Origin of the sequence: Rossellomorea marisflavi (genome assembly GCF_001274775.1) — a bacterium.
In the GTDB taxonomy this organism is placed as follows: Bacteria; Bacillota; Bacilli; order Bacillales; family Bacillaceae_B; genus Rossellomorea; species Rossellomorea marisflavi.
Window position 1 is genome coordinate 1,426,925 of sequence record NZ_LGUE01000001.1, and the last position, 25,577, is coordinate 1,452,501.

Annotated in this window: 27 protein-coding genes; 9 read left to right on the top strand and 18 right to left on the bottom strand. The window is 46.9% G+C overall.

Annotated features, from left to right (window positions below; genetic code table 11):
• Window positions 1-20: 20 nt before the first annotated feature.
• Window positions 21-1,097, bottom strand: a complete 1,077-nt coding sequence (coxB, locus tag AF331_RS07160) for a cytochrome c oxidase subunit II (protein ID WP_053427408.1) — start codon at window positions 1,095-1,097, stop codon at window positions 21-23.
• Window positions 1,098-1,195: 98 nt separating this feature from the next.
• Window positions 1,196-2,104: a heme o synthase gene (cyoE, locus tag AF331_RS07165; protein WP_053427409.1), complete on the bottom strand. Its 909-nt coding sequence runs from the start codon at window positions 2,102-2,104 to the stop codon at window positions 1,196-1,198.
• A 480-nt stretch (window positions 2,105-2,584) separates the two neighbouring features.
• On the opposite strand from cyoE, the gene AF331_RS07170 reads away from it, so the two are divergent.
• Window positions 2,585-3,490, top strand: coding sequence for a COX15/CtaA family protein (locus tag AF331_RS07170; protein ID WP_053427410.1), 906 nt, complete (start codon window positions 2,585-2,587; stop codon window positions 3,488-3,490).
• Window positions 3,491-3,538: 48 nt separating this feature from the next.
• Here AF331_RS07170 and pyc read toward each other — a convergent pair whose 3' ends face one another.
• The 4 genes from pyc to glsA all read right to left on the bottom strand — a co-directional run bounded on the left by pyc (window position 3,539) and on the right by glsA (window position 9,802).
• Window positions 3,539-6,982, bottom strand: a complete 3,444-nt coding sequence (gene pyc / locus AF331_RS07175; RefSeq protein WP_053427411.1) for a pyruvate carboxylase — start codon at window positions 6,980-6,982, stop codon at window positions 3,539-3,541.
• A gap of 165 nt (window positions 6,983-7,147) precedes the next feature.
• Window positions 7,148-8,359, bottom strand: a complete 1,212-nt coding sequence (locus tag AF331_RS07180; protein ID WP_053427412.1) for an FtsW/RodA/SpoVE family cell cycle protein — start codon at window positions 8,357-8,359, stop codon at window positions 7,148-7,150.
• A 98-nt stretch (window positions 8,360-8,457) separates the two neighbouring features.
• Window positions 8,458-8,727 carry a YlaN family protein gene (locus AF331_RS07185; RefSeq protein WP_285806125.1) on the bottom strand — a complete coding sequence of 90 codons (270 nt, stop codon included), beginning with the start codon at window positions 8,725-8,727 and terminating at the stop codon, window positions 8,458-8,460.
• Window positions 8,728-8,878: 151 nt separating this feature from the next.
• A complete protein-coding gene (gene glsA, locus AF331_RS07190) occupies window positions 8,879-9,802 on the bottom strand; it encodes a glutaminase A (RefSeq protein WP_053427413.1) in 924 nt (307 codons plus the stop codon).
• A 125-nt stretch (window positions 9,803-9,927) separates the two neighbouring features.
• Between glsA and AF331_RS07195 the strand changes: the two genes are divergently transcribed.
• The gene (locus AF331_RS07195) at window positions 9,928-10,425 is read left to right on the top strand and encodes a hypothetical protein (protein ID WP_053427414.1); all 498 of its coding nucleotides are present in this window, start codon (window positions 9,928-9,930) and stop codon (window positions 10,423-10,425) included.
• 59 nt (window positions 10,426-10,484) lie between these two features.
• Here AF331_RS07195 and AF331_RS07200 read toward each other — a convergent pair whose 3' ends face one another.
• Complete coding sequence (locus AF331_RS07200; RefSeq protein ID WP_053427415.1) at window positions 10,485-11,813, bottom strand: PhoH family protein; 1,329 nt, start codon at window positions 11,811-11,813, stop codon at window positions 10,485-10,487.
• A gap of 174 nt (window positions 11,814-11,987) precedes the next feature.
• Between AF331_RS07200 and AF331_RS07205 the strand changes: the two genes are divergently transcribed.
• Window positions 11,988-12,584 carry a YhcN/YlaJ family sporulation lipoprotein gene (locus tag AF331_RS07205; RefSeq protein ID WP_053427416.1) on the top strand — a complete coding sequence of 199 codons (597 nt, stop codon included), beginning with the start codon at window positions 11,988-11,990 and terminating at the stop codon, window positions 12,582-12,584.
• A 24-nt stretch (window positions 12,585-12,608) separates the two neighbouring features.
• On the opposite strand, the gene AF331_RS07210 is transcribed toward AF331_RS07205, so the two are convergent.
• The gene (locus tag AF331_RS07210; protein WP_053427417.1) at window positions 12,609-13,064 is read right to left on the bottom strand and encodes a pyridoxamine 5'-phosphate oxidase family protein; all 456 of its coding nucleotides are present in this window, start codon (window positions 13,062-13,064) and stop codon (window positions 12,609-12,611) included.
• Between the two features lie 173 nt (window positions 13,065-13,237).
• Here AF331_RS07210 and AF331_RS07215 point away from each other — a divergent pair, with 173 nt between their 5' ends.
• Together AF331_RS07215 and AF331_RS07220 are read left to right on the top strand one after the other, a co-directional pair.
• Window positions 13,238-13,438 carry a YlaI family protein gene (locus AF331_RS07215; RefSeq protein ID WP_053427418.1) on the top strand — a complete coding sequence of 67 codons (201 nt, stop codon included), beginning with the start codon at window positions 13,238-13,240 and terminating at the stop codon, window positions 13,436-13,438.
• A complete protein-coding gene (locus AF331_RS07220) occupies window positions 13,438-13,881 on the top strand; it encodes a hypothetical protein (RefSeq protein ID WP_053427419.1) in 444 nt (147 codons plus the stop codon). Before AF331_RS07215 ends, AF331_RS07220 begins: the two co-directional genes overlap by 1 nt.
• Before the next feature lie 74 nt (window positions 13,882-13,955).
• On the opposite strand, the gene AF331_RS07225 is transcribed toward AF331_RS07220, so the two are convergent.
• Together AF331_RS07225 and typA are read right to left on the bottom strand one after the other, a co-directional pair.
• Window positions 13,956-14,264, bottom strand: a complete 309-nt coding sequence (locus tag AF331_RS07225; protein WP_048004185.1) for a YlaH-like family protein — start codon at window positions 14,262-14,264, stop codon at window positions 13,956-13,958.
• 27 nt (window positions 14,265-14,291) lie between these two features.
• A complete protein-coding gene (gene typA / locus AF331_RS07230) occupies window positions 14,292-16,133 on the bottom strand; it encodes a translational GTPase TypA (protein WP_053427420.1) in 1,842 nt (613 codons plus the stop codon).
• Between the two features lie 203 nt (window positions 16,134-16,336).
• Here typA and AF331_RS07235 point away from each other — a divergent pair, with 203 nt between their 5' ends.
• A complete protein-coding gene (locus AF331_RS07235) occupies window positions 16,337-16,522 on the top strand; it encodes a YlaF family protein (protein ID WP_053427421.1) in 186 nt (61 codons plus the stop codon).
• A 54-nt stretch (window positions 16,523-16,576) separates the two neighbouring features.
• Here the strand turns inward: AF331_RS07235 and AF331_RS07240 are convergent, their stop codons facing one another.
• Complete coding sequence (locus tag AF331_RS07240; protein WP_053427422.1) at window positions 16,577-17,368, bottom strand: inositol monophosphatase family protein; 792 nt, start codon at window positions 17,366-17,368, stop codon at window positions 16,577-16,579.
• Window positions 17,369-17,570: 202 nt separating this feature from the next.
• The gene (locus tag AF331_RS07245) at window positions 17,571-17,765 is read right to left on the bottom strand and encodes a hypothetical protein (RefSeq protein ID WP_053427423.1); all 195 of its coding nucleotides are present in this window, start codon (window positions 17,763-17,765) and stop codon (window positions 17,571-17,573) included.
• 173 nt (window positions 17,766-17,938) lie between these two features.
• Between AF331_RS07245 and AF331_RS07250 the strand changes: the two genes are divergently transcribed.
• Window positions 17,939-18,559 (top strand): YktB family protein, encoded by a 621-nt coding sequence (locus AF331_RS07250; protein ID WP_053427424.1) that lies wholly within the window; start codon window positions 17,939-17,941, stop codon window positions 18,557-18,559.
• Window positions 18,560-18,626: 67 nt separating this feature from the next.
• Here AF331_RS07250 and AF331_RS07255 read toward each other — a convergent pair whose 3' ends face one another.
• Both AF331_RS07255 and AF331_RS07260 read right to left on the bottom strand, forming a co-directional pair.
• A complete protein-coding gene (locus AF331_RS07255; protein WP_053427425.1) occupies window positions 18,627-18,896 on the bottom strand; it encodes a UPF0223 family protein in 270 nt (89 codons plus the stop codon).
• 13 nt (window positions 18,897-18,909) lie between these two features.
• Window positions 18,910-19,866, bottom strand: coding sequence for an NAD(P)H-dependent flavin oxidoreductase (locus AF331_RS07260; RefSeq protein ID WP_053427426.1), 957 nt, complete (start codon window positions 19,864-19,866; stop codon window positions 18,910-18,912).
• 200 nt (window positions 19,867-20,066) lie between these two features.
• Between AF331_RS07260 and AF331_RS07265 the strand changes: the two genes are divergently transcribed.
• Window positions 20,067-21,536 carry an aminotransferase class I/II-fold pyridoxal phosphate-dependent enzyme gene (locus AF331_RS07265; protein ID WP_053427427.1) on the top strand — a complete coding sequence of 490 codons (1,470 nt, stop codon included), beginning with the start codon at window positions 20,067-20,069 and terminating at the stop codon, window positions 21,534-21,536.
• Between the two features lie 55 nt (window positions 21,537-21,591).
• On the opposite strand, the gene AF331_RS21800 is transcribed toward AF331_RS07265, so the two are convergent.
• The 3 genes from AF331_RS21800 to AF331_RS07275 all read right to left on the bottom strand — a co-directional run bounded on the left by AF331_RS21800 (window position 21,592) and on the right by AF331_RS07275 (window position 23,526).
• A complete protein-coding gene (locus AF331_RS21800; protein ID WP_373922374.1) occupies window positions 21,592-21,720 on the bottom strand; it encodes a GapA-binding peptide SR1P in 129 nt (42 codons plus the stop codon).
• 637 nt (window positions 21,721-22,357) lie between these two features.
• Complete coding sequence (locus AF331_RS07270; protein WP_053427428.1) at window positions 22,358-23,185, bottom strand: polysaccharide deacetylase family protein; 828 nt, start codon at window positions 23,183-23,185, stop codon at window positions 22,358-22,360.
• A 92-nt stretch (window positions 23,186-23,277) separates the two neighbouring features.
• Entirely contained in the window at window positions 23,278-23,526 is a 249-nt protein-coding gene (locus tag AF331_RS07275; protein ID WP_053427429.1) for a hypothetical protein, read from the bottom strand.
• 230 nt (window positions 23,527-23,756) lie between these two features.
• On the opposite strand from AF331_RS07275, the gene AF331_RS07280 reads away from it, so the two are divergent.
• On the top strand, window positions 23,757-24,125 hold the full coding sequence (locus AF331_RS07280) for a hypothetical protein (protein ID WP_160316496.1): 369 nt from the start codon (window positions 23,757-23,759) through the stop codon (window positions 24,123-24,125).
• Window positions 24,126-24,166: 41 nt separating this feature from the next.
• Here AF331_RS07280 and lpdA read toward each other — a convergent pair whose 3' ends face one another.
• Window positions 24,167-25,573, bottom strand: a complete 1,407-nt coding sequence (gene lpdA, locus AF331_RS07285) for a dihydrolipoyl dehydrogenase (protein WP_048004197.1) — start codon at window positions 25,571-25,573, stop codon at window positions 24,167-24,169.
• Window positions 25,574-25,577: the final 4 nt, after the last annotated feature.

Consider the following 25,577-nt stretch of genomic DNA (forward strand, 5'->3'; position numbering starts at 1 on the left):
TCCCTTTTACTCTTTCCCCTTTAATCTTGTACCTTCAGACCCATGAGATATTCTGCAAGTGCATCCATCTCATTATCGGTCAATTTGCCGTATGTACCTGTCATCTTATTACCAGGCTTGTATTGGTCCGGATCGCTGAGCCAGTTTTTCAGCTCTTCTTCATTGTGATCCAGGACTCCGGCGATTCTGTTACGTTCACCGAATGTGGCAAGGTTAGGTGCTGTCCGAGCCTGCTCCGGTCGACCGTCCTGTGGTGAAACAGCATGACAGGCAAGACATTTGTTGTTGAAAATCTCTTGTCCTTCTTTTGCAAGGTCCGAGGAAGGCTCCGGTTCTCCTGCATTTTTCATATCTTCAACCCAGGCAGTGTATTCCTCCTGCGGAAGCGCTTTAACCTTGAAGTCCATCAATGCATGGGACGGTCCACAAAGCTCTGCACATTTCCCGTAGAAAAGCCCTTCTGCTTCCTTCGCTTTTTCCCCATCGAATTGAAGGAAGAACTTATTGACGTTATCCACGTTCGTATCGATCTTTCCGCCTGCTGCCGGAATCCAGAACGAATGCTTCACGTCAGAAGCTGTAACATTGAAGTAAACCCTTTGATCGGTCGGCACAACGAGATCCTGTGATGTAATGATCTTCTCATCCGGATACTCGAATTCCCACCAGTACAGATTGGCACGGACATTGATCACGAGTGCTTCTCTGTTCCCGTCTGCATCCTTTTTGTCCATCGCCTTTGTATCGGCAAGTTTGAACGTGGATGTAACGGTCGGTACGGCCAGGATCAACAGAAGGATGATCGGAATGACCGTCCAGATGATTTCGAGTGTGTGACTCCCTTCAACCTGTTTAGGAATCGTTTTGTCCCCTTTTTTCCTGCGAAAACGGATGATGGCGATCATGTAGACGATGACGACCACAATGATGACGAGAACCATGATCAACGTGGACAGGATCATAAGATCGTATTGGTCCTGCGCTACTTCACCCGCAGGCTGTAAAGTGGATAGGAACGGTTCCCCGCAACCTGAAAGGACGAGCGCCACCATCGCGAGGATCGTGAATAGACGCCACTTGGATAGCCTTGCTTTCATAGCTTAATCAAACCCCTCTTTCGTAAAATAGACTCTTGAGTAAAACAAGGACTTAAAAAAAGATCTATTTGGATTTCTTTTAAGAAAGAATTCCTATGTTAAACGACGGTGACAATCACCATCGCTACAAACAAGATGGTCAGGTAGTTCAGTGAATAAACAAACATAAGGCGCGACCATTTGATTTCATCCTTCATCTTATAGCCTGCAAGTCCGAGGGCAAGCCACCCTATATTGAATGCCGTCGCAAGGATAAAGAACGGAAGACCAAGGTCGAGCAGGAAGAATGGAAGCGGAAGAAGGGCCGCCACCCACCAGACGATGTGATGCTTCGTCACTTTAAAGCCTTTGACTACGGGAAGCATCGGGATATTGGCTGCCCGATATTCTTCAACCCGTTTCATGGCGAGTGCATAAAAATGTGGAGGCTGCCAGATGAACATGAGGAGGAAAAGCACCCATGCTGTCGTACTCAAGCCACCGTCCACCGCTGCCCACCCGATTAACGGGGGAACCGCACCGGATATACTGCCCACAATGGTGTTACTGACATATCTCCTCTTCGACCACATCGTATAGAGCAGGACGTAGCAGATGACCCCTATAAGGCCGATGACACCTGCTGTGATGGTCGTCATGAATAACATGATGGTGCCGAGTAAGATCATGAACAGGCCGATGGCAAGAGCTTTACCGGAGTGGATCTTACCTGTAACGGTTGGCCTGCCCTTTGTACGGTCCATCACGTGGTCGATATCCCGGTCGTACACATTATTCACTGCACAGGAACCGGCAATGATGAAGGAAGAACCGACCAGCGTGAGGAAAATGATATCCAAGGATTGAAGAAAATGGGCACCTGAAAAGTAAAAGGCGAGCCACATCCCGGTAAAGGTAGTAATCAGATTGGAATTGACGATCCCAATTTTAATCAATGAAAGGAAATCCTTCCATGCCGAGGACGCAGTCTCCCCCATGGCATCGGTCATCGTTCGACTGTTGCTCATCTACTTCCTCCTCCCCAACGCATGAGGGCCGGATCCCGACCGCCATAACAAAGGATATGTTTGACATATTCCTACAATTAAATCGTTTACAAAAAACGACTCGTCTAACCGTAAAGACGCTATCAATATAATATTAAACCATATATATTTCCGTTTTTGGAAGATATTTATCCAATAATGTGAAGAAATTGTGAAGAAAATAAGTTAGGACGGGTCTTTGACCATCATACCATAAATACATGATAAGCGCTTACAGATTTTAATATTCTAGCAATTAGGATAAAACTACTACCGGTTTTCCACTCTTTCTGCATGTAAAGACTTAATCGGCGTTCGTTGGAAAAATGTCGATAATTGCTCGAAATTCTGTAACATCTTATTTATTGAGTTTTCACGCCTGGTCCGGTATCATCGAAGAGGCATATATTTTACTACAATACTGATCATATGTGCATTCTATCAGTTAAGAAGGTGAAGAATTTGCATAAAGGTTTAAAATGGCTTGCTGTTCTTACAAGTCTCGGTATGTTATTTGTCCTACTGGGCGGTGCACTCGTAACGAAAACCGGCTCCGGAATGGGCTGCGGTCGTTCCTGGCCCCTTTGCCACGGACAATTGATTCCTGATAATATTACCATCGAGCTCGTCATCGAGCTTGCGCACAGGGTTGTTTCCGGCGGGGTCGGACTCCTGCTACTGGCCCTTTCCATCTGGTCGTGGAAGGCGATCGGCCATAAGCGTGAAACGAAGTTTTTGGCGATCCTCTCCTTTTTCTTCCTTGTCCTTCAAGGATTGATCGGTGCTGCGGCAGTTAAATGGGGACAATCTGATTTTGTCCTAGCCATCCACTTCGGCATATCACTCATTTCATTCGCTTCCGTATTACTCTTGACCCTTCTGATTTTCGAAGTTGATCAAAAGTTCGAAGCAGACAAGGTAATCATCGATAAGCGGATGAGATGGCACACAATCGGGGTGACGATCTATACGTATCTCGTCGTCTACACCGGAGCACTCGTCCGACACACCGAATCAAGCCTCGTATGTAAGGATTGGCCGTTCTGCGTAAATTCAAGCATCGGGCTGCCGACAAATATGTACGAGTGGATTCAAATGGGGCATCGTACTGCTGCCGCCCTCGTTTTTGTCTGGATTGCATACGTGACGGTCTTGGCAGTAAAGAAATACAAACAGCAAAAGGTAGTATATTGGGGATGGATCATCGCCTTGATCCTCGTGACCATGCAGGCTACGACCGGTGCGCTCGTCGTTCTGACCAGATTGAACCTGGCAGTTGCCCTCCTGCACGCCCTCATCATCTCCTGCTTGTTCGGACTTCTCTGCTACTTGATCATGCTTGGGTCGAGAAGCAAGAAACGTCAGTAAAAACAGAAAAAGATTCCGGTCCTCCATGGACCGGAATCTTTTTTGCTATCAGGATTTCTCTACTTCGATCAATAGATCCCCAGGGGAAATGGCATCCCCGTTTGAAACATAGATTTCTTTCACCGTTCCCGCGAACGGGGCTTGAACCGTCGTTTCCATCTTCATCGCTTCTGTAATCATGAGGTGATCTCCTTTTTGGACCTTCTCCCCTTTTTCAGAAATAACTTTGATGACGGTTCCCGGCATGGATGCACCGAGATGTGATTCTTTTTTAGGATCGGCCTTCATTTTGACGGCAACAGTGGATTTAATGCTTTCGTCCCTGATCACCACTTCACGCGTCTGACCGTTCAATTCGAAGTAAACGACCCTTGTACCATCCGCCTGGGCTTGTCCGATCGAGACCAATTTGACGATCAGCGTCTTCCCTGTTTCGATCTCGACTTCGATTTCCTCACCGAGCCTCATGCCGAAAAGGAAGGTCGGCGTATCGAGTACGGAAATATCTCCGAATTGATCCACCATACCTGCATATTCCATAAAGACTTTCGGATAAAGGGCATACCCTAGAGCGTCAAAGCTCGTCACCTGACGTTTCAGATCTTCAAATAGCTTCTCTTTCAAAGCATTGAAGTCCACGTCATCCAGAAGTTCCCCCGGACGGACCGTGATCGGTGTACGGCCTTTGAGGATGACTCGTTGTAGGTCCTCAGGGAAGCCACCGTGAGGCTGACCGAGATAGCCTTCGAACAGTTCGATGACTGAGTCAGGGAAATCGATCTTTTCGCCTCTTTGAAGTACCGTTTCCTCGTCCAGTTCATTCTGTACCATGAAGAGGGCCATATCCCCCACCACTTTTGAGGAAGGGGTCACTTTGACGATATCACCGAATAGCTGGTTCACCCTCGCATACATGTTCTTTACTTCTTCCCAGCGGTCGCCGAGCCCGACAGCCTTCGCCTGTTGCTGCAGATTGCTGTATTGTCCCCCCGGCATTTCATGCTTATAGACTTCTGAATGAGGTGACATCATTCCGCTTTCGAAATCTGTGTAATACTTACGCACATCCTCCCAATAATGAGACAGGGTCTCTAAGGATTGGACGTCCACCTGTGGCTCCCGCTCCGTCCCCTTCAACGCGTAATAGAGCGTGTTGGCACTAGGCTGGGAGGTCAGGCCAGACATTGTACTGAGAGCTGTATCGACGATGTCCACTCCTGCTTCAACGGCTTTTGCATACGTATAGATCCCGTTTCCGCTTGTGTCATGTGTATGGAGATGGATAGGCAAGTCAACCGTGCTCTTAAGCTCGGAAATCAGACGATAAGCTGACTGAGGCTTGAGGAGACCCGCCATATCTTTGATCGCCAGCATATGGGCACCGCTTGCTTCCAATTCCTTTGCGATCTCTTTGTAATAATCGATATTATATTTGGCACGCGTTTCGTCTTCGATGTCCCCTGTATAACAGATGGCCGCTTCTGCGATCTTTCCGCTCTGGCGCACCGCATCGATGGCGACTTCCATTCCTTTCACCCAGTTGAGGCTGTCAAAGATCCTGAACACATCGATACCAGCATATGCTGATTTCTCCACGAACTCACGGATGACATTATCAGGATAGTTTTTGTAGCCCACTGCGTTGGACGCCCTGAGAAGCATCTGGAAGAGGACATTCGGAATCCGCTCCCTCAAGGTCAGGAGCCTGTCCCATGGATCTTCCTTCAAGAATCGATACGCAACATCAAAGGTGGCTCCTCCCCACATTTCGTAGGAGAAGAGATCCGGCAGCAATTCAGCCGTCGGCTCGGCAATTGCCTTCAGGTCGGTCGTCCTCACGCGGGTCGCGAGAAGAGATTGATGGGCATCTCGGAAGGTTGTGTCGGTAAGGAGGACCGACTTCTGCTCCTTCACCCACTCGACAAGGCCTTCTGCCCCCTTTTCATCGAGGATCTGTTTCGTCCCTCTTGCCGGTTCCGCTACCGGATTTTGCAAGGAAGGAATACGCGGTTTTGCGAAAACCGGTTTTTTCCTTTTCTCTACACCTGGGAAACCATTGATCGTGACATTCCCGATGTAGGTGAGCATTTTCGTACCCCTATCCTTCCGTTTCGGGAAGAGGAAGAGTTCAGGCGTTGTATCGATGAATGAGGTATCATACTTGCCCGTCACAAAATTTTCGTGTTTCACGACATTTTCAAGGAACGGGATATTGGTCTTGATTCCCCTGATCCTGAATTCCTGGAGGTTCCTCACCATTTTGCTCGCGGCCTGCTCGAACGTGAGGGCCCACGTTGATAGCTTTACAAGGAGGGAATCATAATACGGAGTGATGACAGCCCCCTGGAAGCCGTTCCCTGCATCGAGCCTGACACCGAATCCCCCTCCTGAACGGTAGGCCATGATCTTGCCAGTATCAGGCATGAATTGATTCAAAGGATCCTCGGTGGTAACACGGGATTGAATCGCAAATCCGTTCGTCCTCACATCTTCTTGTTCTGGGATGCCGAGTTTGCTTCCGTGAAGCGGGTGCCCTTCTGCAATGAGGAGCTGTGATTGGACGATATCGACGCCGGTCACCATTTCGGTGATCGTATGCTCGACCTGTACCCGTGGATTGACCTCGATGAAATAAAAGCGTCCGTCTGACACGAGGAACTCGACCGTCCCTGCATTCACATAGTCGACGTTTTTCATCAATCTTACTGCCGCTTCACAGATCTCTTCCCTGAGGTCATCTCCTAGGGAAACCGATGGTGCCACCTCGACGACCTTTTGGTGCCTTCTTTGGATCGAGCAGTCCCGCTCATAGAGATGGACGATATTCCCGTCTTCATCCCCGAGGATCTGGACTTCGATATGCTTAGGCTTTTCAACGAATTTCTCAACATAGATCTCATCGTTACCGAAGGCAGCTTTTGCTTCGGATTTAGCACGCTCGTACGCCTCTTTCAGGCTTTCAAGATTTCGAACGATCCGCATTCCGCGTCCGCCCCCGCCAAGGGAAGCTTTGATGATGATCGGGAATCCGTTATCCTTACCGAAGCTGATGACTTCTTCGAGTGACTGAACAGGTCCGTCGGTACCCGGGATGACGGGGATATTGGCTTCTACTGCCTGCTGACGGGCCTTGACCTTGTCACCGAACATATCAAGATGTTTGGTGTGCGGTCCGACGAAGATGATGCCTTCTTCCTCGCATCTCCTGGCAAAATGTATGTTTTCGGATAAGAACCCGTAGCCGGGATGGATTGCATCGACGTCTGCCGTCTTGGCGATCCTGATGATATCCTCGATATCAAGGTAGGCGTCGATCGGCTTCTTCCCTTCCCCAACAAGATACGCTTCATCCGCTTTATAGCGATGGTAGGAGCCCGAATCTTCTTTACTGTACACAGCGACAGTGCGGATATTCAGCTCGGTGCATGCCCGAAAGACCCGGATGGCAATTTCTCCACGGTTGGCTACTAATACTTTTTGAATCTTCTTCATACAATCTCTCCTTTTGCTCTTCATGGTTGATGTCTTCATCTATCATTCTATGAAAAAAGGACTGACCCGAAAGAAGTATCTTAGGGGGCAGACCCTAGACAAAGCAGTCATGTTCAACGCATGAATGAATTGGCATTCAATGAGAAAAACCGCATTTTTCTACATTTACATCTTATAAAAATTCCGATTATTAGACATATTCTCCGAAGGAATGTCATTTTCCTTCTTTGTTTTATATTTTTCTTCATAACGATTGAACATTGCGACGTTCACCAACACGCCAAGTGAAAGGGACAGGACGAGAAGGGACGAGCCTCCATAGCTGATGAACGGAAGCGGGACCCCTGTAATAGGAATGAGTCCTGACACCCCTCCGAGATTGATGAAAGCCTGGATCCCGATCATGCTGGAAATCCCGATGGCGATCATCGTGCCGAAAGGATCTTGGCATTTGACTCCGATATAGATCCCCCTGAGGACGATATAGGCAAGTCCAAGGATGACAAATGCCACTCCGAAGATGCCCAGTTCTTCGGCTATGATCGCCATGATGAAATCCGTCTGAGGCTCAGGGATATATCCGAGCTTCTGTACACTCTGGCCTAGACCGAGTCCCTTGACCCCGCCCGATCCGATGGCAAGGTAGGAATTGACGAGCTGATACCCAATCCCCTGTGCATCCTGGAACGGGGAAAGGTAGGCATTGATCCTGTTCATCCTTACCTCTGTGAAGATATGTCCCCGGGCAAGGTAGATGATCGGGGATACAACGACCAGCAGCGCCACCGCCATACCCGCGAGTTTCAAGAATGTCTTATGATTGATCCCGGAACAAAGTATCACGATCAGACCGATGAGGAAGATAATCGCCGCGGTACCGAAGTCTGGCTCCAGGAAGACGATGAAACAGATGAAACCAAGGAATACAAGGGGTGGTGCCAATCCTCTGTTGAGATCATTTATGTATGCCTGCTTCTTTGAATAGACGGATCCAAGGTAGATGATGACGGCAAGCTTCGCGAACTCGGAAGGTTGAATCCTCATGACTCCGAGGTCGATCCAGCTTTTTGCGTTATTGACGACGCTTCCGAAAAAGTGAACGGATATAAGAAGGGCGATGACCAGAAGCATGAGTGTCTTCAGGACCTTTCCGATTTTGAACGCCTTGTAAGGAAACCAGGCTGCAGCCAGGAAAGCCACAAAGCTGATGACGAGATTCAGCAATTGCTTCTTATAGAAATAATCACTTTCCAGACCGAACTTTTCTACAGCAACGACCATGCTGGAGCTGTATACCATCACGAGGCCGAATATGCACAACAACAGATAGACCCCGATCAGTGAGTAGTCGTATGATTTCAATATTTTTTTGAACATAGCTCTTCAATCCTTTACCATCCATATCTTTATGTATACCGGTTAATAAAAAAACTCAAACAACAGTATGAGGTATTGTTTGAGTTGTCATGTCTATTTTACTTTTTTGTCGATGCTTCATGAAGGGCAGAAAGTTCCCTTTCCAAAGAATCAATTAACTCTTTGCCATCTCCATCATCCACAAGTCCCAAACGGACCGCGAATTCAATTTCACGGGAAAGGCCGAACATCTGAGTGTCCAATACTTCCTCGTACAAAGGACATTGAGGCATCGTTAAATTGTCCATTTGAACTTTGATCAGTTGCAAGATTTTATCTGCATCGGCCTTCAGTAGCTCGTAGGCCTTTTCTCTATGATTGATGGTCATTTCTGACGCCACAGTCGTCCACCCCATTCCGAACAAATAACATTCTGTCTTAAAATTTTATCGTTAAACAGGGCAAAATGCAAGAGAAAACAGAGATTGTGACACCAGTCTATGACAATCATATGAATGAGCGGATTGAAGAAATCAGAGATCAGAAAATACTCCAGGAATATTGAGAGCTCAGCATCTCGAGGATTTTCACACCTGCAACGCTGTTTCCTACGTCATCAAGACTCGGACCGAAGAGGCCGATTCCGCATTTGCCGGGTACCGCACCCATCACTCCTCCGGAAACACCGCTTTTGGCAGGAATGCCTACTTTAATGGCAAATTCCCCTGAACGGTTATACATCCCGCATGTCACCATGAATGTCTTGCAGATCCTTGCCGTATCCTTTGTGATGATGCGCCTCCCCGACCCCGGCTCCACCCCGTCATTGGCAAAGACTGCTCCGATCCGCGCCAGATCCATGCAGTTCATTTCAACTGCACATTGCTTCGTATAGAGATCCAGGAGTTCTTCCACATCGATATCGATCACCCCGTGTTGCTTCATGAAATAACAGAGGGCCCTGTTGAGATCGGCCGTTTTGAGCTCGGATTCCGCCACTTCCCGGTTATACGTCACATCATCCCCCGTCATGTGGTTGATGAATGCAATGAGCCGCTCCCACTTTTCACTGCATGTCCCTCCCTTGATCATGGAAGTCACCGCCAGTGCACCGGCATTGATCATGGGGTTGAGCGGTTTTGACGGCTTGTTCGTTTCGAGCTTTGCAATCGAGTTGAAAGGGTCGCCCGTAGGCTCCATCCCCACCTTGGAAAACACCTCTTCCTGCCCACAGTCCATCAACACCAATGCCAGTGTGATCACCTTGGACACACTCTGCAGCGTGAATCTTTTCATATGTGATCCGGCATAGCATGTCCTTCCATCCAGAAAGTGAATGGAAATCGCCAGATCATCCGCATCCTGCTCTTTCAGTGCAGGAATATAATCGGCGACCCGTCCTTCTTTTGTATACGGGGCGGCTTGCCGAATGAGTTCTTCAAGGATTTTTTGTGCTTGTGTCATCGTATCCCCTCCTAAGTATTCATTATCATTCCCTAAAGCCAGCCCTGAAAACACTTCCAATCCATGTGACAAATAGGATATCAACCTGTATACTTTAGGTATCATCCAGAAGGGGAGATCAATACATGGAAACCATCGTACCAATCAAGGGGAATGTTGCATTTCCCATCACATTAGATGCAGGCGTCTGGATCTTTGACGACCGAAAAGTGGATCTTACGACCTATTTCTTACAGACGACAGAAGCGATCGATGAACTTGAAGAATATACGAAAGCCGTATCCCGCCACTGGTCAAGGGAAATCCAGGAAGGTGCCACATACCCTCCTACACTGAAGACGGAAAAGAAATATGAAAAAGAGAGGGTCTTGACTGGAACGTTCGGCATCCCATTCGCTCCATTCCTGAAAAACGCAGAGCCTCACGCTGACGCTGCCACTGTTGTCATCGAGACGGATAACGGGGAACATGCGATGACTATGACAGAAGCCCGGGACCTGATCCTCGGCTTCTCGTTGAACGGACGGCCCCTTAAAGAAAACGGGCCGGTCCATGCCTATTACGGAGACGGGTCCAATCAAACGGATCCCATCACATCGGTCAAGGCATTCCGAATCGAATAAACCATACAAAGACGGCCTCGAGGGATACTCACCCCGAGGCCGTCTTTTGCTTTTCCTTGTTATAACAAATCTGCCGCAAGCTGGGCGAGACCTGATCGCTCACCCTTCATCAATCTGACATGACCGGCGATCGTCTGATCCTTGAACTTTTCCACCACATACGTAAGCCCATTATTGTATTCATCCAGATATGGATGATCAATTTGTGCGGGATCTCCCATCAGGACGATTTTGCTCCTCTCCCCCACCCTGGTGAGTATTGTCTTGACTTCATGCTTCGTCAAGTTCTGAGCCTCGTCAATGATGATGAATTGATCCGGGATACTCCTGCCGCGGATATAGGTGAGTGCCTCCACTTCAATGGAAGCCATGCCTGCAAGGATGTCATCCAACTCACCGGGCTTCTTGACATTGAACAGATACTCCAGATTGTCGAAGATCGGCTGCATCCACGGCCTCAACTTTTCCTGTTTTTCGCCAGGAAGATAGCCGATATCCTTTCCGACGGGCACGATGGGACGCGCCACTAATAGCTTATTGAATTTGTGGAAGTCCTCGGTCTGAAGCAATCCCGCCGCAAGTGCGAGGAGCGTCTTCCCGGTACCGGCCTTCCCGATCATGGTCACTAGTGAAATGTCGTCCCTCAAGAGCAGTTCAGTCGCCATGAGCTGCTGCACATTCCTCGCCTTGATCCCCCACATATGCTCCTGATCGTATACGAGCTTCCTCAGCTTCTGCCCTTGCTGATCCACCCTCCCGAGTGCCGAAGCCGAACTTCCAAGTGCATCTTTCAAAATGATGAATTCGTGAGGGTATAATCTGTGTGCGCTGACCTCCGACAGGGGAAGCTCCCCCTTCTCGTAGAATCGACCCAATACCTCTTTATCAACATACACCTCTTCAAAACCGGTGTACACATCATTCACTTCCACCACCCGGTCACTGAGGAAATCCTCCGCAATCAATCCGATGGCATCGGCTTTCACCCTGACAAGGGTATCTTTACTGACGAGGATGACCGTCTTCCCTCCGGTTTTCGCTTCTTCTTCGAGGGAAAGGTTTTTTGCCACTGCTATGATCCTGTTATCATTTGTTTTTTCTACAAAAATATCTTGAAGCTGCTGGAAGGATCGGTGATTCAATTCGATCCGCAGGGAGCCGCCTGTATAGAGAGGAATTTTTTCATGGAGCTTTCCGTTTTGCCGAAGTTGATCTATGAGTTTCGATACATGTCTTGCGTTTCTTCCGACTTCATCCATATAACGCTTCTTCGAATCCACTTCTTCGAGTACAACGGCTGGGATGACCACCTCATTATCCTGGAAGGAAAAGATGGCCTGTGGATCTTGTAATAAGACATTGGTATCCAGTACATAAATTTTATTCAAATCGATGCCTCCTGCTCCTTATTCTTAACACTATTGTATGTAGCCTCTCGACTTCCGGTCATTCCAGCTACCTAATAGGACGGCCCGTTTCTCAAATATATGTACGAGCGTATAAAGATAGAAGAACATTACACAATAAGAAGAAAGAATGATCCTAATCAGGGAGGTTTGTATATGAACAGATTCATCCTGCTCCTTCTGGCCTTCACCTTCATCACGGCTTGTGCCCGAAATACCGATGAAGCTCAGGGTGAGCGTTCCGGTAATCAGCCGATCACCGTTAACGACAGCAATATCCCCAAGCGGGTGGAACGAAAGTCAGGCCAACAGATTTCAGAACATCTTGTCAACCTGAGCACATCAATCCCAAATGTCCATGATGCCACTGCCGTCGTCATCGGGAAGTATGCCTTCGTCGGAATCGATGTCGGCGCTGAAGTTGAAAGGTCTCAGGTCGGCACGATCAAATACTCCGTGGCTGAAGCCCTTCAGGAAGATCCGTATGGTGCACAAGCTGTTATTGTGGCTGATCCCGACCTGTATGCCCGACTGAAAGAAATCAGCAAGGATGTCCAAAACGGACGGCCTCTCCAAGGGATCTTCAATGAACTATCCGATATATCGGGAAGGCTCATGCCCGAAGTTCCCAAGTCCCTTAAGGATACGAATCCCGAAAATGGTCCAGATAACCCTAAAGGGGATATGAACAAGTCTAATGATCGGGAGCTCAAAAAAGAACAAGAAAAGCAATCCTACGACAAGATTGACTGAACAAAAAGAAGCCATGAAGAGGCATCATGCCCTTTTCATGGCTTCTAACACTTGGCGGTCCAATCTTTCCGCCGCAGATTTATCATAGGTTTTTTCATACACGGGTTCTACAGAGATTTTGGAGCCATAAAACATCACGTCCCTCACTTCATCGATCGCCAGTTTGATGAGCGATACCTTGAGCGGGACTCCTTCCAGGCGCGGCAACAGAACGGACGACTTCCCTGAAATGGAATAAGTGGACCCGTTCGCAATGACATTGACCACTGTCAGCGGGTTTTGCCCTATGTTTTGAATGATCCTCGATTTTTGGTCTACCGCAAACAGGAGAGACGTTTCGTCCTTTGCATAAATCCATGAAATCGCACTGACATTCGGTCCACCGGTTTCGAAATCCACCGTGGACAGCGTGACGAATCTCTCTGACTGAAAACAATCATATAAATCGGGAAAAAGCGAATGTTCTACCTGGTTTGCCATCCAATCCCCCCTAGACTCTCTACTGTGGCCTCGGAATCTTACACCTTCAGTATATCAGAGCTCTCATACAGTTGCATGTATTTATTTTCCTCATCTTTATGAACCGACGCAAGACGACCGGGACCGCACATGATATACTATGACTAATGAGAAATTGAATCGAGGTGTCACATATGAGAGTTAAATGCGCACTATGCGATGTAATTGATAACATTGAGGATTATTCGCTACAAGCAAAACGACTGAGGAATCGCCCTATTCACACATATATGTGTAATCAATGCAATGAGCGCATCAAAAAAAGAACCGAAGAACGCGCAGCTTCCGGCAACTTCAAGCTGTACCGCTCCCCTAAAGTGGATGATGACTTTTAATGGGTAAGGGCGCATTGATCGGGCTGTTGGCAGGAACATTCTTGGGTCTTGTATTAAAAGCGTTTCAGTTCATGACCGATATAGAGGTTTATACATTGTTACTGAATGTAGACTTCCTCCCTTTCTTCGGCAGCATCCTTTGGCCAGAATGGATGGAATTTTTGTTTCACCTCATCATCGCCGTCTTCATCGGGATGCTCTACGGTTGGGTGCTGGACAGATGGAACCTTGATAAGACTTGGCGTTGGTGGTTTTCCTACATCTTGACAGTACCGACGATCTTCCTGTATTTTCCCTTGTCTTACCTCGCCCTGAAGGAGGTTCCTCCTATGGACGACATGGCAGCCATCGCCCTATGGACGATCGGTCACCTTGCTTTCGGTGCATCCATGCCTATGCTTTACGAAATGTTTACAAAAAAAAGGCGGCAGTCAATTATATGACTGCTGCCTTTTTGTTTTTCCGTCCCCTTTGACGGTGATGCGGGAGTGCTTCAAGATGATGGGGTACGGTTTCGTCAGATATTCCCTTTTCTCTTTTCGTTGTTCAGGCGCACCTTATAGATGATGAGAATCAGTGCCGCGATGACCAGTCCCTCCGCCACCGGGAGGAAAATCCCGAGGAACGTCAAGACCGTGCATCCCATCACAAGAAAAAGATAGATCACAATCGATTTGGCAATCGGAAGTTTCTTGGCGAATCCCAGCTTGTACACAAGGATGGATAGACCGATGATGGTCAGATACAATAGCCACATCCCCAGTTCCGCGTTCTGATCAACACGGTAAAGGGATGCAAAAAAGGATAACCTCTCCGTTACATCCATGCCCTTCTCCCCCTTAACGCTTATTCCTTACTTATCAGCTGTTTTTTTCTTTTTCTCAGCTCTTTCACGCTCGCTCTTATCAAGGATCTTCTTACGAAGACGGATGGATTCAGGTGTCACTTCGCAGTACTCATCATCATTCAGATATTCGAGTGACTCTTCAAGTGTCATGATTCGTGCTTTTTTGATTGTCACGGTCTGATCTTTCGTAGCTGAACGGACGTTCGTCGCTTGCTTCATCTTCGTGATGTTGACTGTGATGTCATTTTCACGAGTGTTTTCACCTACGACCATACCTGCATAGATTTCTGTACCGGATTCAACAAAGATCGTACCACGGTCCTCAACCTGCATGATGCCGTATTGAGTGGTTTTACCTGTTTCCATTGATACAAGGACACCTTGGCGTCTGCCACCTACGCGACCTTGCTGAAGCGGTTGATAGCTGTCGAATGTATGGTTAATGATACCATACCCTCTTGTGAGTGTCATGAACTCAGTAGAGTATCCGATCAATCCACGTGCAGGAACCATGAATACAAGACGAACCTGACCGTTTCCGTTATTGATCATGTCGAGCATTTCACCTTTACGCTGTCCGAGTGATTCGATGACACCGCCCATGAACTCCTCAGGAATATCAATTTGAACGCGTTCAACCGGCTCACATTTCACTCCATCCACTTCACGTACGATGACTTCTGGTTTCGATACTTGAAGCTCATATCCTTCACGACGCATGTTCTCGATCAAGATGGAAAGGTGAAGCTCCCCACGACCTGATACTGTCCAAGCATCCGGTGAATCAGTCGGCTCGACACGGAGACTTACATCCGTTTGAAGTTGGGATAGAAGTCTTTCTTCGATTTTCCTTGCAGTGACGAATTTACCTTCACGACCTGCAAATGGGCTGTTGTTCACAAGGAACGTCATTTGAAGGGTAGGCTCATCGATACGTAGGACCGGAAGTGGATCTTGATGTTCAACCGGACAAACGGTTTCCCCAACGTTGATGTCTTCCATACCTGATACAGCAATCAAATCTCCGGCATTGGCTTCTTGGATTTCAACCCGTTTCAATCCGAGGAAACCAAAGATCTTGGTAACGCGGAATGATTTGATGGATCCATCAAGTTTCATCAATGAAACCTGTTGACCTACTCTCATCGTTCCACGGAACACACGTCCGATACCGATACGTCCCACATAGTCATTGTAATCGAGAAGGGCCACTTGGAATTGAAGTGGATCTTGACGATTATCAACCGGTGCAGGAATGTTTTCAATGATGGACTCATACAGGCACTGCATGTTCTCATCTTGTTTGGACGGATCCGGATCCGTGCTTGCCGTACCGCTGATGGCCGATGCATAGATTACAGGGAATTCAAGCTGTTCGTCATTGGCATCAAGCTCGATGAATAGTTCCAGTACTTCGTCGATGACTTCTTCCGGACGGGCAGAATCTTTATCGATTTTGTTTACGACTACGATCGGCGTAAGGTTTTGCTCGAGTGCTTTCTTCAGTACGAAACGCGTTTGAGGCATGCAGCCTTCGTATGCATCGACTACAAGAAGGACACCATCGACCATTTTCATGATCCGTTCCACTTCTCCACCGAAATCGGCATGTCCAGGTGTGTCCAGGATGTTGATGCGCGTATCTTTATATTGGATCGCAGTATTTTTCGCAAGGATCGTGATACCGCGTTCGCGTTCAAGGTCGTTTGAATCCATGGCACGTTCCGATACAGTTTCATTTTCACGGAAGATACCGGATTGCTTCAACAGCTCATCGACCAATGTTGTTTTACCGTGGTCAACGTGAGCAATAATTGCTATATTTCTAAGATCATTTCTTAAGTTCATATTTCCACTCCTGAATATATTGGATTTCATTCCTGACTTGATTTCTGTTCAACTAGACCATTATAGCACAGCGTTTATAAAACCCCTAATAAATATTTCTCTCGCAAACCCTTACATTTACAGGCTGCAGACATTGCACATTCTTTCCCGCAAGGGTAAAATCATACGTATAGCAAGCATATTCATTCAACGGAGGTATCAAAATGGGGAATATAAAATGGATTTTTGTCCTGTTTTCACTATTAGCGGCCATCTCCCTCATGGGAATTGCCATATCCATAAGTCTGCAAAGCATCTTACTAGCCCTTGGGAGTTTCATCGCCCTTATCGTCGTCATGGGATTCGGTTTCAAAACAAAGAAGCGCTATAGGGAAGAAGGAAGATTATAAAAAATAAAGGTGCCGATAGGAGAAACCCCTCCACTCGGCACCTTTTTTATTGAACTACTTTTTGATATACGTATTCAAGATCGTTTGGTGCAGTTCCGGCTTTCCGACGAACACCGAACTCTTTTTAAGGGGATCCAGTTCATTCCCTTCAAGATCGGTCACTACTCCTCCGACCTCCTCGATCAGGATCTTGCCAGCTGCAAAGTCCCAGGGAGCAAGCCTCATGGTTAGATACGCATCAAGCCTGCCGGCAGCAATGTAGGCCATTTCGATTGCCGCAGATCCGTATGACCGGATTCCCCTTGCCCTTTGGACAAGCGGGCCAAGCACTGAAGGGTCGATTCGCTTGTTATCCGTTACCCAAAGGGCGTTGAGGGCAACGATGGCATCCTCTACGGGTACTGCCTCCAGTTCCGGTAGCCTCTGACCATTCATGAACGCCCCTTCTCCTTTACTGGCGAAGTATAGCTCATCATGCACGACATCATATATATAACCAAGCTTCCCGACAGCTCCGTCATAGATGCCGATTGAAATGGCAAAATTCCGCTGCTGGTGAACGAAATTCATGGTTCCATCGATGGGATCAATGATCCATGTGACTCCTTCGAGTGTATGTAAATCGTCTCCGAAGCCTTCTTCTCCCATAATCTGATGATCGGGGTATGTATGTCGTATGGCTTCAGTGAAATATTTCTCTGTCGCCTCATCCATATCGGTCACAAGATCGTTACGATTAGACTTCGTTTTAATGCTTAACTCCGAATCAAAAGATGTGCGGATGCGCTCTCCGGCTTCCTTGATCCAGCTTCTCACGTTTTGGTCGAGTTCAATCCAGTTTGTCATGCAAGCAATCCTCCTATGTATCGGATGAGCGTGGACTTCCTTTAGCTCATAAGTGTAATGGAAAAATGAGGCTCTTTCAAGCAACAGCACTTGGCCATCAGGGTCGAGGCACAAAAATACGGACCTGAGTGACTCCATTCAGGATCCGTTTTTTTAACTTGTATTCATCATTTTTAGTATTTACCTCGTTAGGAAAGCGATTCTATAAAGCCTTCAGTTTCATCAATTCTTCACGGATGCCCATCAATTTTTGCTTTGAATTGCTCTGAAGTTGTTCATCATTCATCTGGATGGCTTCAAAAAGGACGGCAAGTTCATAGTCCATTTCCAACCTCAACACATTCATCCTTTGCTGTTGGACATCCCTTTTTTTAGACGTATTCATTACCTGTTTCATTTTCCTACACCCCTTCCGGAAGTTTTATCTGATTGTTCTGATAATATTTACTACATGTTATGAGAAATTCTCCATCTTGTAACTAAAATGTGCCATTACCTATCTGCAAAGCATCCTGGCTACACCCTCCCATTCCTTTATGCTACGATAGCCTTGTACAAGGAGGGTTAAAGATGAAATTCAATGGATTTACAGAAGAAGATTTTAACGTATTCTCGATCGATGGCCTCGATGCCAGGATGGAAGCGATCGTGGAGAGGGTCCGTCCGAAATTGGACCTCCTCGGTCAACATTTCGCCCCTTCCCTTGCGGTTATGACAGGGGATGAATTCCACTATCATGTTGCAAAGCATGCGAGACGTTCAGTCAACCCGCCAAATGATACGTGGGTGGCATTTGCATCCGATAAGAGGGGGTATAAAAAACACCCTCACTTCCAGATCGGCTTATGGGGTACCCATCTGTTCATCTGGTTCGCCATGATCTATGAGGCACCGGGCAAGGCTGCTTTCGGCCGGAAAATCGAACAGCACATAGACGAAATTCCAGAGATGATACCAGAGGGATTCGTCTGGTCCGGCGATCACATGAAACCGGGTGCCACCCCTTACGGATCCATGAGCAAGGATGACCTCTTGACCCTTGCCAAAAGGGTTCAAACCGTCAAAAAAGCTGAGTTGCTTTGCGGACTCCATCTGGATCGGGATACGGTGACAAAGATGAGCGGTGAGGAATTGATGGACAGGATCACCGACGCCTTTGAAACACTTTTACCCCTATATAAAATGAGCTAAACCTGTCAGGGACAAGGGAATGGGCTCAAACAAAAGGCGGCCTGCTGAGAAGCAAGGCCGCCTTTTGTTACAATGAGATCCTACCGCTTTCCGGCTGGTCCTTCATCTTTTTGATGACATGATAGGACGAATAACCGCTCGACTGCTGAAACTCGTCGCAGATTCTCTTTTCATCTGCTTTACCTGGTACGATTTCCTTAAAACGCTTGTATTTCTTCATCAATACATCCCGATCGATGCTTTTTTCATATGCTTGTTCAATCGATTCAAAGAAGGCGATCACGTCTATGACCTCTTCTGTTGTCCAATCAATATCAAAGGGATATTGGTATTCCATTCATCTACACTCCTTACGACCATTTACGACGGATACTCTCACCCTCTAGGATCATACGGGACATCAATTCGTCCACGGTAGGGATATCTTTGATCAATCCCATCACCTGACCTGCCCATGCAAACCCTTCGGCCGTTTTTCCTTCTTGAGCAAACTTCCGGTTGGCTTCACCGCTGATGAAATCCTTCAGTCCTTCATATCCGGCATTCTCTTTTTCTCTATCGAGTATTGCCGAAGTCCAGTCATTCAAGATGACCCTCGCCGGGGCTCCGAGAGTTCGTTTAATTACCACTGTACCATTCTCATCTCCTGCAATCAAGGCGCTTTTATACGCATCGGACGCATGTACACATTCTTTTGTGGCGATGAATCTCGTCCCCATCTCGACCCCTTCGGCACCAAAGGAAAGGGCGGCCATCAATCCTCTTCCATCCCCTACTCCTCCACTCGCTACTACTGGGATCGACACGGCATCGACCACTTGAGGGATCAATACGAAGGTCCCGACATCTCCTTTGCCGAGATGTCCCCCTCCCTCTTGCCCCACCACCATGACGATATCGGCACCGAGCTGTTCTGCCTTGACAGCCTGTCGTTTCGAAGCCACAAGAACCAATTTCACTATCTCCGTTCGTTCAAGCCGCTCCAATATCGGAGCTGGATTTCCACCAGTTACTGAGATCACCGGGACCTCTTCTTCAATAGCTGCCTCCACATACTCCTTGTATGGACGGCCATGCTGACCGATGGCAAAATTCACACCGAACGGTTTATCGGTCATGGTTTTGATCTTTTGGATTTCACGTTTGACCTCCATAGGGGATTCCATAGACATAGCCGTGATCTGTCCAAGGCCACCCGCATTTGAAACTGCTGCCGCAAGCTCTGCGTAAGCGAGATGAGCCAGCCCCCCTTGAATGATGGGGTATGTAATCTTTAATTTGTCTGTCACCCTTGTACTCCATTCCATCCTATATCCCTCCTGTCTTACTCACCTATTCTTCAATGATGGCAAAAATCCTTCCCAGAACCTGGTCATTCAGAATGGAAGTCACACACCACTATGCAAAGAATGGGTGAAATGCTATAATTCATATGTTTGTTAGTACAACTGTCTGTTTTCTAGTATAATGAATAGTTCAAGAAGACTTTAAAGAGGTGTTTACTACATTGTCCCAGCATGATACGCCGTTATTTACCGGCTTAATGAATCATAGTAAAAAAAACCCTGTACAATTCCATATCCCCGGTCATAAGAAGGGGGCAGGGATGGACCCTGAATTCAAGGAGTTCATCGGTGAAAATGCTCTTTCCATCGACCTGATCAATATTGCCCCGTTGGATGACTTGCACCAGCCGAAGGGAATGATCAAAGAAGCCCAGGATCTGGCTGCGAAAGCCTTTGGCGCTGATCATACGTTCTTCTCAGTGCAAGGGACGAGCGGCGCCATCATGACCATGGTGATGAGTGTATGCGGACCCGGAGATAAAATCATCGTTCCGCGTAATGTTCATAAATCCGTCATGTCCGCCATCGTATTCTCAGGTGCGACCCCTGTTTTCATCCATCCGGATATTGATGAGAATCTGGGGATTTCCCACGGGATCACAACAGATGCCGTTGCCCGCGCCCTGGAACAGAATCCCGATGCCAAAGGCGTTCTCGTCATCAATCCGACGTATTTCGGAATATCAGCAGATCTGAAGAAAATCGTGGAGATCGCCCACTCATATGATGTTCCTGTCCTTGTAGATGAAGCGCACGGCGTTCATATCCATTTTCATGATGACCTGCCCCTTTCTGCCATGCAGGCCGGCGCAGATCTCGCTGCAACCAGCGTGCACAAACTGGGAGGGTCCATGACGCAGAGTTCGGTACTCAATATGAAGAATGGTCTTGTTTCACCCAAAAGGGTTCAGACCATTCTCAGCATGCTGACGACGACATCGACTTCCTACCTGCTTCTTGCCTCATTGGATGTGGCGAGGAAGCGTCTTGCCACTGAAGGTCACGAGCTTATCTCAAGAACCATCAACCTTGCCGAACGCATGCGGGATGAAATCAATGGCATTGAAGGGCTGTATTGCGTAGGGAAAGAAATCCTTGGTACAAAAGCAACCTTCGACTATGATCCAACCAAACTGATCATCTCTGTAAAGGATCTCGGAATCAGCGGATTCGATGCTGAAAAATGGCTGCGGGAGTCCCATAATATCGAGGTGGAATTATCCGATCTTTATAACATCCTTTGTATCATCACACCGGGTGATACCGAAAAGGACGCTTCCACATTGGTAAGTGCACTCAAAGAGCTTACCGAAAAGTTGAAACAGGACGGAGCCCGCGATCCGATCACGGTCATGCTGCCTGACATCCCCGTACTATCCATCACGCCGAGGGATGCCTTTTATGCAGAAACCGAAGTCATCCCCATCGACGAAACGGTGGGAAGGACGATTGCAGAATTCATCATGGTGTACCCTCCCGGGATTCCGATCTTTATTCCGGGTGAGATCATCACGAAGGAAAATATCGAATACATCAAAACGAATATTGAAGCCGGACTGCCTGTACAAGGACCAGAAGATTATGATTTACGCCATCTTCGCGTCATCAAGGAACATCGTGCAATCCGTTGATAAAAAAAGGATGAAGAGCCTCTGTCGCTCTTCATCCTTTTCTTTATATCATCGATCAATCATCAAGTTCCACATCATGTTCACAGTTACAGCAGTTAGAGAATAAAACAGAAACCTTTTCATCCTCATAATGCTCAATGGTGTTCAGACATGATTGACAAACGATTGTTCCCATTACGTTCATTCCCTTCTGTTTTGGTGTAAGCGTTTTATCTGATTCTATAATATTATAACACAATTAGAAAATCAACCTTAAATTGTATAACTTTATTCTTCAAAACCCCATTATTCCTCCATACTAATAAGTGTATGTATGCGATTACATTTTGATGTGTGCGATTTCTTTATTTTTTTGAAAATAGACTAAATGTGCTTATGTCCAACCCCCTCAGATTTCAGTCGCCCCATTCCGTCAGGTGCTTTGGTCGATCACTGCCATTCCGTGAGTGATTGCCTAGCGCTCTAATGAGAAGATGACGCCTCCTTAAAATCAAAAAAGAAGCTGAGACAAATTTGTATTAGTCATAGTAAAACCCAAATCATTTGCCTACAATAAAGCAATTGATTCGGGTTTTAAATTTGTTTAATGAACATTCAAATTTCATCGTTTCCAGCGGTTGATCGGAGTGCAAGACGAAGACTCCAGCGGGAAGAGTAGCTGATGTGAGACCCCGCAGGCGTGCCGAGGAGGCTCACGGGCTACCCGCGGAAAGCGAAGTCTTGCACGGAGATCATGAGCGGTAGTAAGATCCTATACTGATCGTGTTCGGCATTAAAGGGGCCTTTTTTAGTTTTGTCCCTTCCTCTTCATGATTTCACGCCTATTCGATTGTTTTGATCTTTGCCGGATCGAGGATTTCAAATCCTTTATCCTGAAGACCTTTCACGATATCGGGCACTGCTTCTGCCGTCCATGTCCGGTCATGCATCAACAGATTTGCCCCATCCCCGAGATAAGGACTGTTGACCATGATGTCCGAGATGGCGGCCTTTGATTGGTACGCCTTTTCCCAGTCATACCCGTATGTCCAGTTCATGAGGGTCATCTTCTCTTCTTTGACTACTTCCCTGCTCTCATCGGTGTTCTGTCCGAAGGGTGCGCGGAAGAAGACAGGACGTTCACCAATAATCGATTCTACCAGATCATTCAGCTCTACGATTTCCTTCCGTTGCTCCTCAGGTGTCAGGTCCTTCAGAGAACTGTGATTATATGTATGGTTGCCGATCTCAAATCCCATATCGTGGATTTTCTTCAACTTTTCCTTTCCTTCATCTGATTGAAGGAAATGTCCGTTCACGAAAAAGATGGCGCCCACACCCATCTCCTTCAAATCTTCGGCAATCTTCACTGCATGCTCGTCGGGAGAATCATCGAATGTGAGGAGGGCGACTTTTTTGTTCGCATCTTTGATGGGATCGATCGTCCACGTGTTTTCATTCACCACGTATTCGGGTTCAACCACTGCAGGAGTTTCTTCTTCCTCTACTTTCTCTTCACTGCTTTCTTCATCCGTGGCTTCCTTTGAAGCAGCCTCTTCTTTTTTTGGTTCTTCCTTCTTTTCCTTTGTAGTGCTTGAAGCCGTTTCACCGCTCGAGCAGGCACCAAGGAACACAAATAAGAACACAATTAATACGACTAATTTCTTCATACCATCAAACACCTTTCCAATGTCACTTTGAACATTTTAACATAAACTTGTGACATCTGGAAAATATTCTAATCTTTCCTATCTGCAATCGGCTAAATAAGCTGAAGAACCCCCTCAAACAAAACTTTGAAAGCAAAGAAACAGCACAGGCTGGAAGAAGTAATGAACAGGGTCAATTTTCTGGATTGGACGATCTTCCCTGCTACGAGGAAGGAGAGATAGAAGAACAGGGCAAACATGATCCACTTATACTCAACATGATCTTTTGTCGAGAACCATTCGGCAATATAAAACACGCTCCATAACATCAGCTGAACGAGGAAGGCAATATATACTTTCATCCGACGACATCCTTTACCATGAAAATGAAGGCCTATATCTATACTATATTCTGCCCAAAGAAATATCAGTATGATTGTCTTTTCAATTCTGTAACATTTCCATGACTTTCCGCATAGAGGATATTTGTATGATAGAATGGTCCATAAGACAGTGTTAATAGTCATTATTTTACATTCCATACCATCCTACATAGAAAGAAGGAAGATGTATGAAGCGCATATGTTTTCTAATGATCGCATCGACAGCTCTCCTCTTAAGTTCCTGCAGTGGGGTCTCTTCCCAAAAAGTGACCCATGCAACTGATGAAATGATCAGGAAGCAGGTGCTATTCTTCACGGATGATGAAAATCTCACGAGTGAAATCCCCTATTATGATGCCATCCTGGAACTCAAGTCTAAGCATCCGGAGAGCCTGAAGCACCTTAAAGTCGTCAATGCCCGTTCCTCTGAAGATCAGCCCGTGCTGGACAAGACGCCCGATTCCCCTGCCATATTAGTCATAGAAGACAACGAGGTCATATGTGAAATCGAAGGATCAACGAACAAGAATAGCATCGTCAAGCCGGTGGCCCAGGCAATCTCCCATTGGTATGATTAAAAAAAAGATGACCCTCTGATGAGGATCATCTTTTTTGTGTATTACATGATGTGAATTGGGCTTCCCATTGCTACTTCAGCAGCTTCCATTGAAATCTCACCTAGAGTCGGGTGAGCATGGATCGTCATGGCAACATCTTCTGCTGTCATGCCGGATTCGATTGCAAGACCAAGTTCAGCGATCATATCAGAAGCACCGACACCAACGATTTGAGCACCGATGATGAGTCCGTCTTCTTTACGGGTGATCAGCTTCATGAAGCCTTCTGTTTCGTTAAGAGCAAGGGCACGTCCGTTTGCTGCAAACGGGAATTTCGCTGCAACTACTTCGATTCCTTCTTCTTTTGCAGAAGCTTCAGAATGACCTACAGTCGCTAGTTCAGGATCTGTGAAGCAAACCGCAGGGATTCCAAGGTAATCAACTTCTGCAGGTTCACCAGAGATGACTTCTGCAGCGATTTTACCTTCATATGATGCTTTGTGAGCAAGTGGAGGACCATCAACGATGTCTCCGATTGCGAAGATATTTGAAATGTTTGTGCGGCATTGTTTGTCGACTTTGATGACACCGCGGTCGCTCATTTCAACACCAAGCTCTTCAAGACCGATTTCGTCCGTGTTAGGGCGGCGTCCAACAGTTACAAGAACATAATCCGCTTCAACTGTTTTCTCTTCGCCTTTCACTTCGTATTTCACGACTACGCCGTTGTCGCTTTCTTCAACGCCTTTAGCCATAGCTTTTGTTACAACATCCACGCCTTTTTTCTTGAGGCCTTTTTTCACGATGCTTGTCATTTGCTTTTCGAAGCCCATGAGGATATCGTCAGCGCCTTCAAGGATCGTTACTTCAGAACCAAGGTTGGCATAAGCTGTACCAAGTTCCGTACCGATGTAACCTCCACCGATGACAACGAGTTTGCCCGGTACTTCTTTAAGAGCTAGAGCTCCAGTAGAATCGATTACACGTTTAGAGAACTTGAAGCTAGGGATTTCGATCGGACGAGATCCAGTAGCCAAGATCAAGTTTTTGAACGTATAGGTCTGTGCTGAATTTTCATCCATTACACGAAGTGTGTTGGCATCTACAAGGTATGCTTCGCCGCGGACGATATCCGCTTTGTTTCCTTTAAGAAGGCCTTCTACACCACCGGTAAGTTTTTTCACGACGCCGGCTTTCCACTCCTGAACTTTATCGAAGTTCACTTTTACGTTTTCAGCAACGATACCCATGTCATCTGAATGCTGAGCACTGTGGAAGCGGTGACCCGCTGTGATAAGGGCTTTGGAAGGGATACATCCAACGTTCAGGCAAACCCCGCCAAGATTTTCTTTTTCTACGATTGTTACTTTTTGTCCAAGCTGTGCCGCACGGATGGCAGCTACATATCCACCAGGACCTGCACCGACTACTATAGTATCTGTTTCGATTGGGAAATCTCCTACTACCATTGAA

What these genes read in the sequence shown, in the direction of transcription:
- AF331_RS07185 (WP_285806125.1), bottom strand. Translation starts at nt 8,727, where the DNA reads ATGACCATCAATCATAGAGAAAAGGCCTACGAGCTACTGAAGGCCGAT.
- AF331_RS07245 (WP_053427423.1), bottom strand. Translation starts at nt 17,765, where the DNA reads ATGAAACAGGTAATGAATACGTCTAAAAAAAGGGATGTCCAACAGCAA.
- pyc (WP_053427411.1), bottom strand. Translation starts at nt 6,982, where the DNA reads ATGAAGAAGATTCAAAAAGTATTAGTAGCCAACCGTGGAGAAATTGCC.
- AF331_RS07210 (WP_053427417.1), bottom strand. Translation starts at nt 13,064, where the DNA reads ATGGCAAACCAGGTAGAACATTCGCTTTTTCCCGATTTATATGATTGT.
- AF331_RS07240 (WP_053427422.1), bottom strand. Translation starts at nt 17,368, where the DNA reads ATGACAAACTGGATTGAACTCGACCAAAACGTGAGAAGCTGGATCAAG.
- AF331_RS07280 (WP_160316496.1), top strand. Translation starts at nt 23,757, where the DNA reads ATGATCGCATCGACAGCTCTCCTCTTAAGTTCCTGCAGTGGGGTCTCT.
- AF331_RS07180 (WP_053427412.1), bottom strand. Translation starts at nt 8,359, where the DNA reads ATGTTCAAAAAAATATTGAAATCATACGACTACTCACTGATCGGGGTC.
- AF331_RS07215 (WP_053427418.1), top strand. Translation starts at nt 13,238, where the DNA reads ATGAGAGTTAAATGCGCACTATGCGATGTAATTGATAACATTGAGGAT.
- coxB (WP_053427408.1), bottom strand. Translation starts at nt 1,097, where the DNA reads ATGAAAGCAAGGCTATCCAAGTGGCGTCTATTCACGATCCTCGCGATG.
- glsA (WP_053427413.1), bottom strand. Translation starts at nt 9,802, where the DNA reads ATGACACAAGCACAAAAAATCCTTGAAGAACTCATTCGGCAAGCCGCC.
- AF331_RS07235 (WP_053427421.1), top strand. Translation starts at nt 16,337, where the DNA reads ATGGGGAATATAAAATGGATTTTTGTCCTGTTTTCACTATTAGCGGCC.
- AF331_RS07225 (WP_048004185.1), bottom strand. Translation starts at nt 14,264, where the DNA reads ATGGATGTAACGGAGAGGTTATCCTTTTTTGCATCCCTTTACCGTGTT.
- AF331_RS07275 (WP_053427429.1), bottom strand. Translation starts at nt 23,526, where the DNA reads ATGAAAGTATATATTGCCTTCCTCGTTCAGCTGATGTTATGGAGCGTG.
- AF331_RS07270 (WP_053427428.1), bottom strand. Translation starts at nt 23,185, where the DNA reads ATGAAGAAATTAGTCGTATTAATTGTGTTCTTATTTGTGTTCCTTGGT.
- cyoE (WP_053427409.1), bottom strand. Translation starts at nt 2,104, where the DNA reads ATGAGCAACAGTCGAACGATGACCGATGCCATGGGGGAGACTGCGTCC.
- lpdA (WP_048004197.1), bottom strand. Translation starts at nt 25,573, where the DNA reads ATGGTAGTAGGAGATTTCCCAATCGAAACAGATACTATAGTAGTCGGT.
- AF331_RS21800 (WP_373922374.1), bottom strand. Translation starts at nt 21,720, where the DNA reads ATGAACGTAATGGGAACAATCGTTTGTCAATCATGTCTGAACACCATT.
- AF331_RS07255 (WP_053427425.1), bottom strand. Translation starts at nt 18,896, where the DNA reads ATGGAATACCAATATCCCTTTGATATTGATTGGACAACAGAAGAGGTC.
- typA (WP_053427420.1), bottom strand. Translation starts at nt 16,133, where the DNA reads ATGAACTTAAGAAATGATCTTAGAAATATAGCAATTATTGCTCACGTT.
- AF331_RS07195 (WP_053427414.1), top strand. Translation starts at nt 9,928, where the DNA reads ATGGAAACCATCGTACCAATCAAGGGGAATGTTGCATTTCCCATCACA.
- AF331_RS07205 (WP_053427416.1), top strand. Translation starts at nt 11,988, where the DNA reads ATGAACAGATTCATCCTGCTCCTTCTGGCCTTCACCTTCATCACGGCT.
- AF331_RS07260 (WP_053427426.1), bottom strand. Translation starts at nt 19,866, where the DNA reads ATGGAATGGAGTACAAGGGTGACAGACAAATTAAAGATTACATACCCC.
- AF331_RS07220 (WP_053427419.1), top strand. Translation starts at nt 13,438, where the DNA reads ATGGGTAAGGGCGCATTGATCGGGCTGTTGGCAGGAACATTCTTGGGT.
- AF331_RS07250 (WP_053427424.1), top strand. Translation starts at nt 17,939, where the DNA reads ATGAAATTCAATGGATTTACAGAAGAAGATTTTAACGTATTCTCGATC.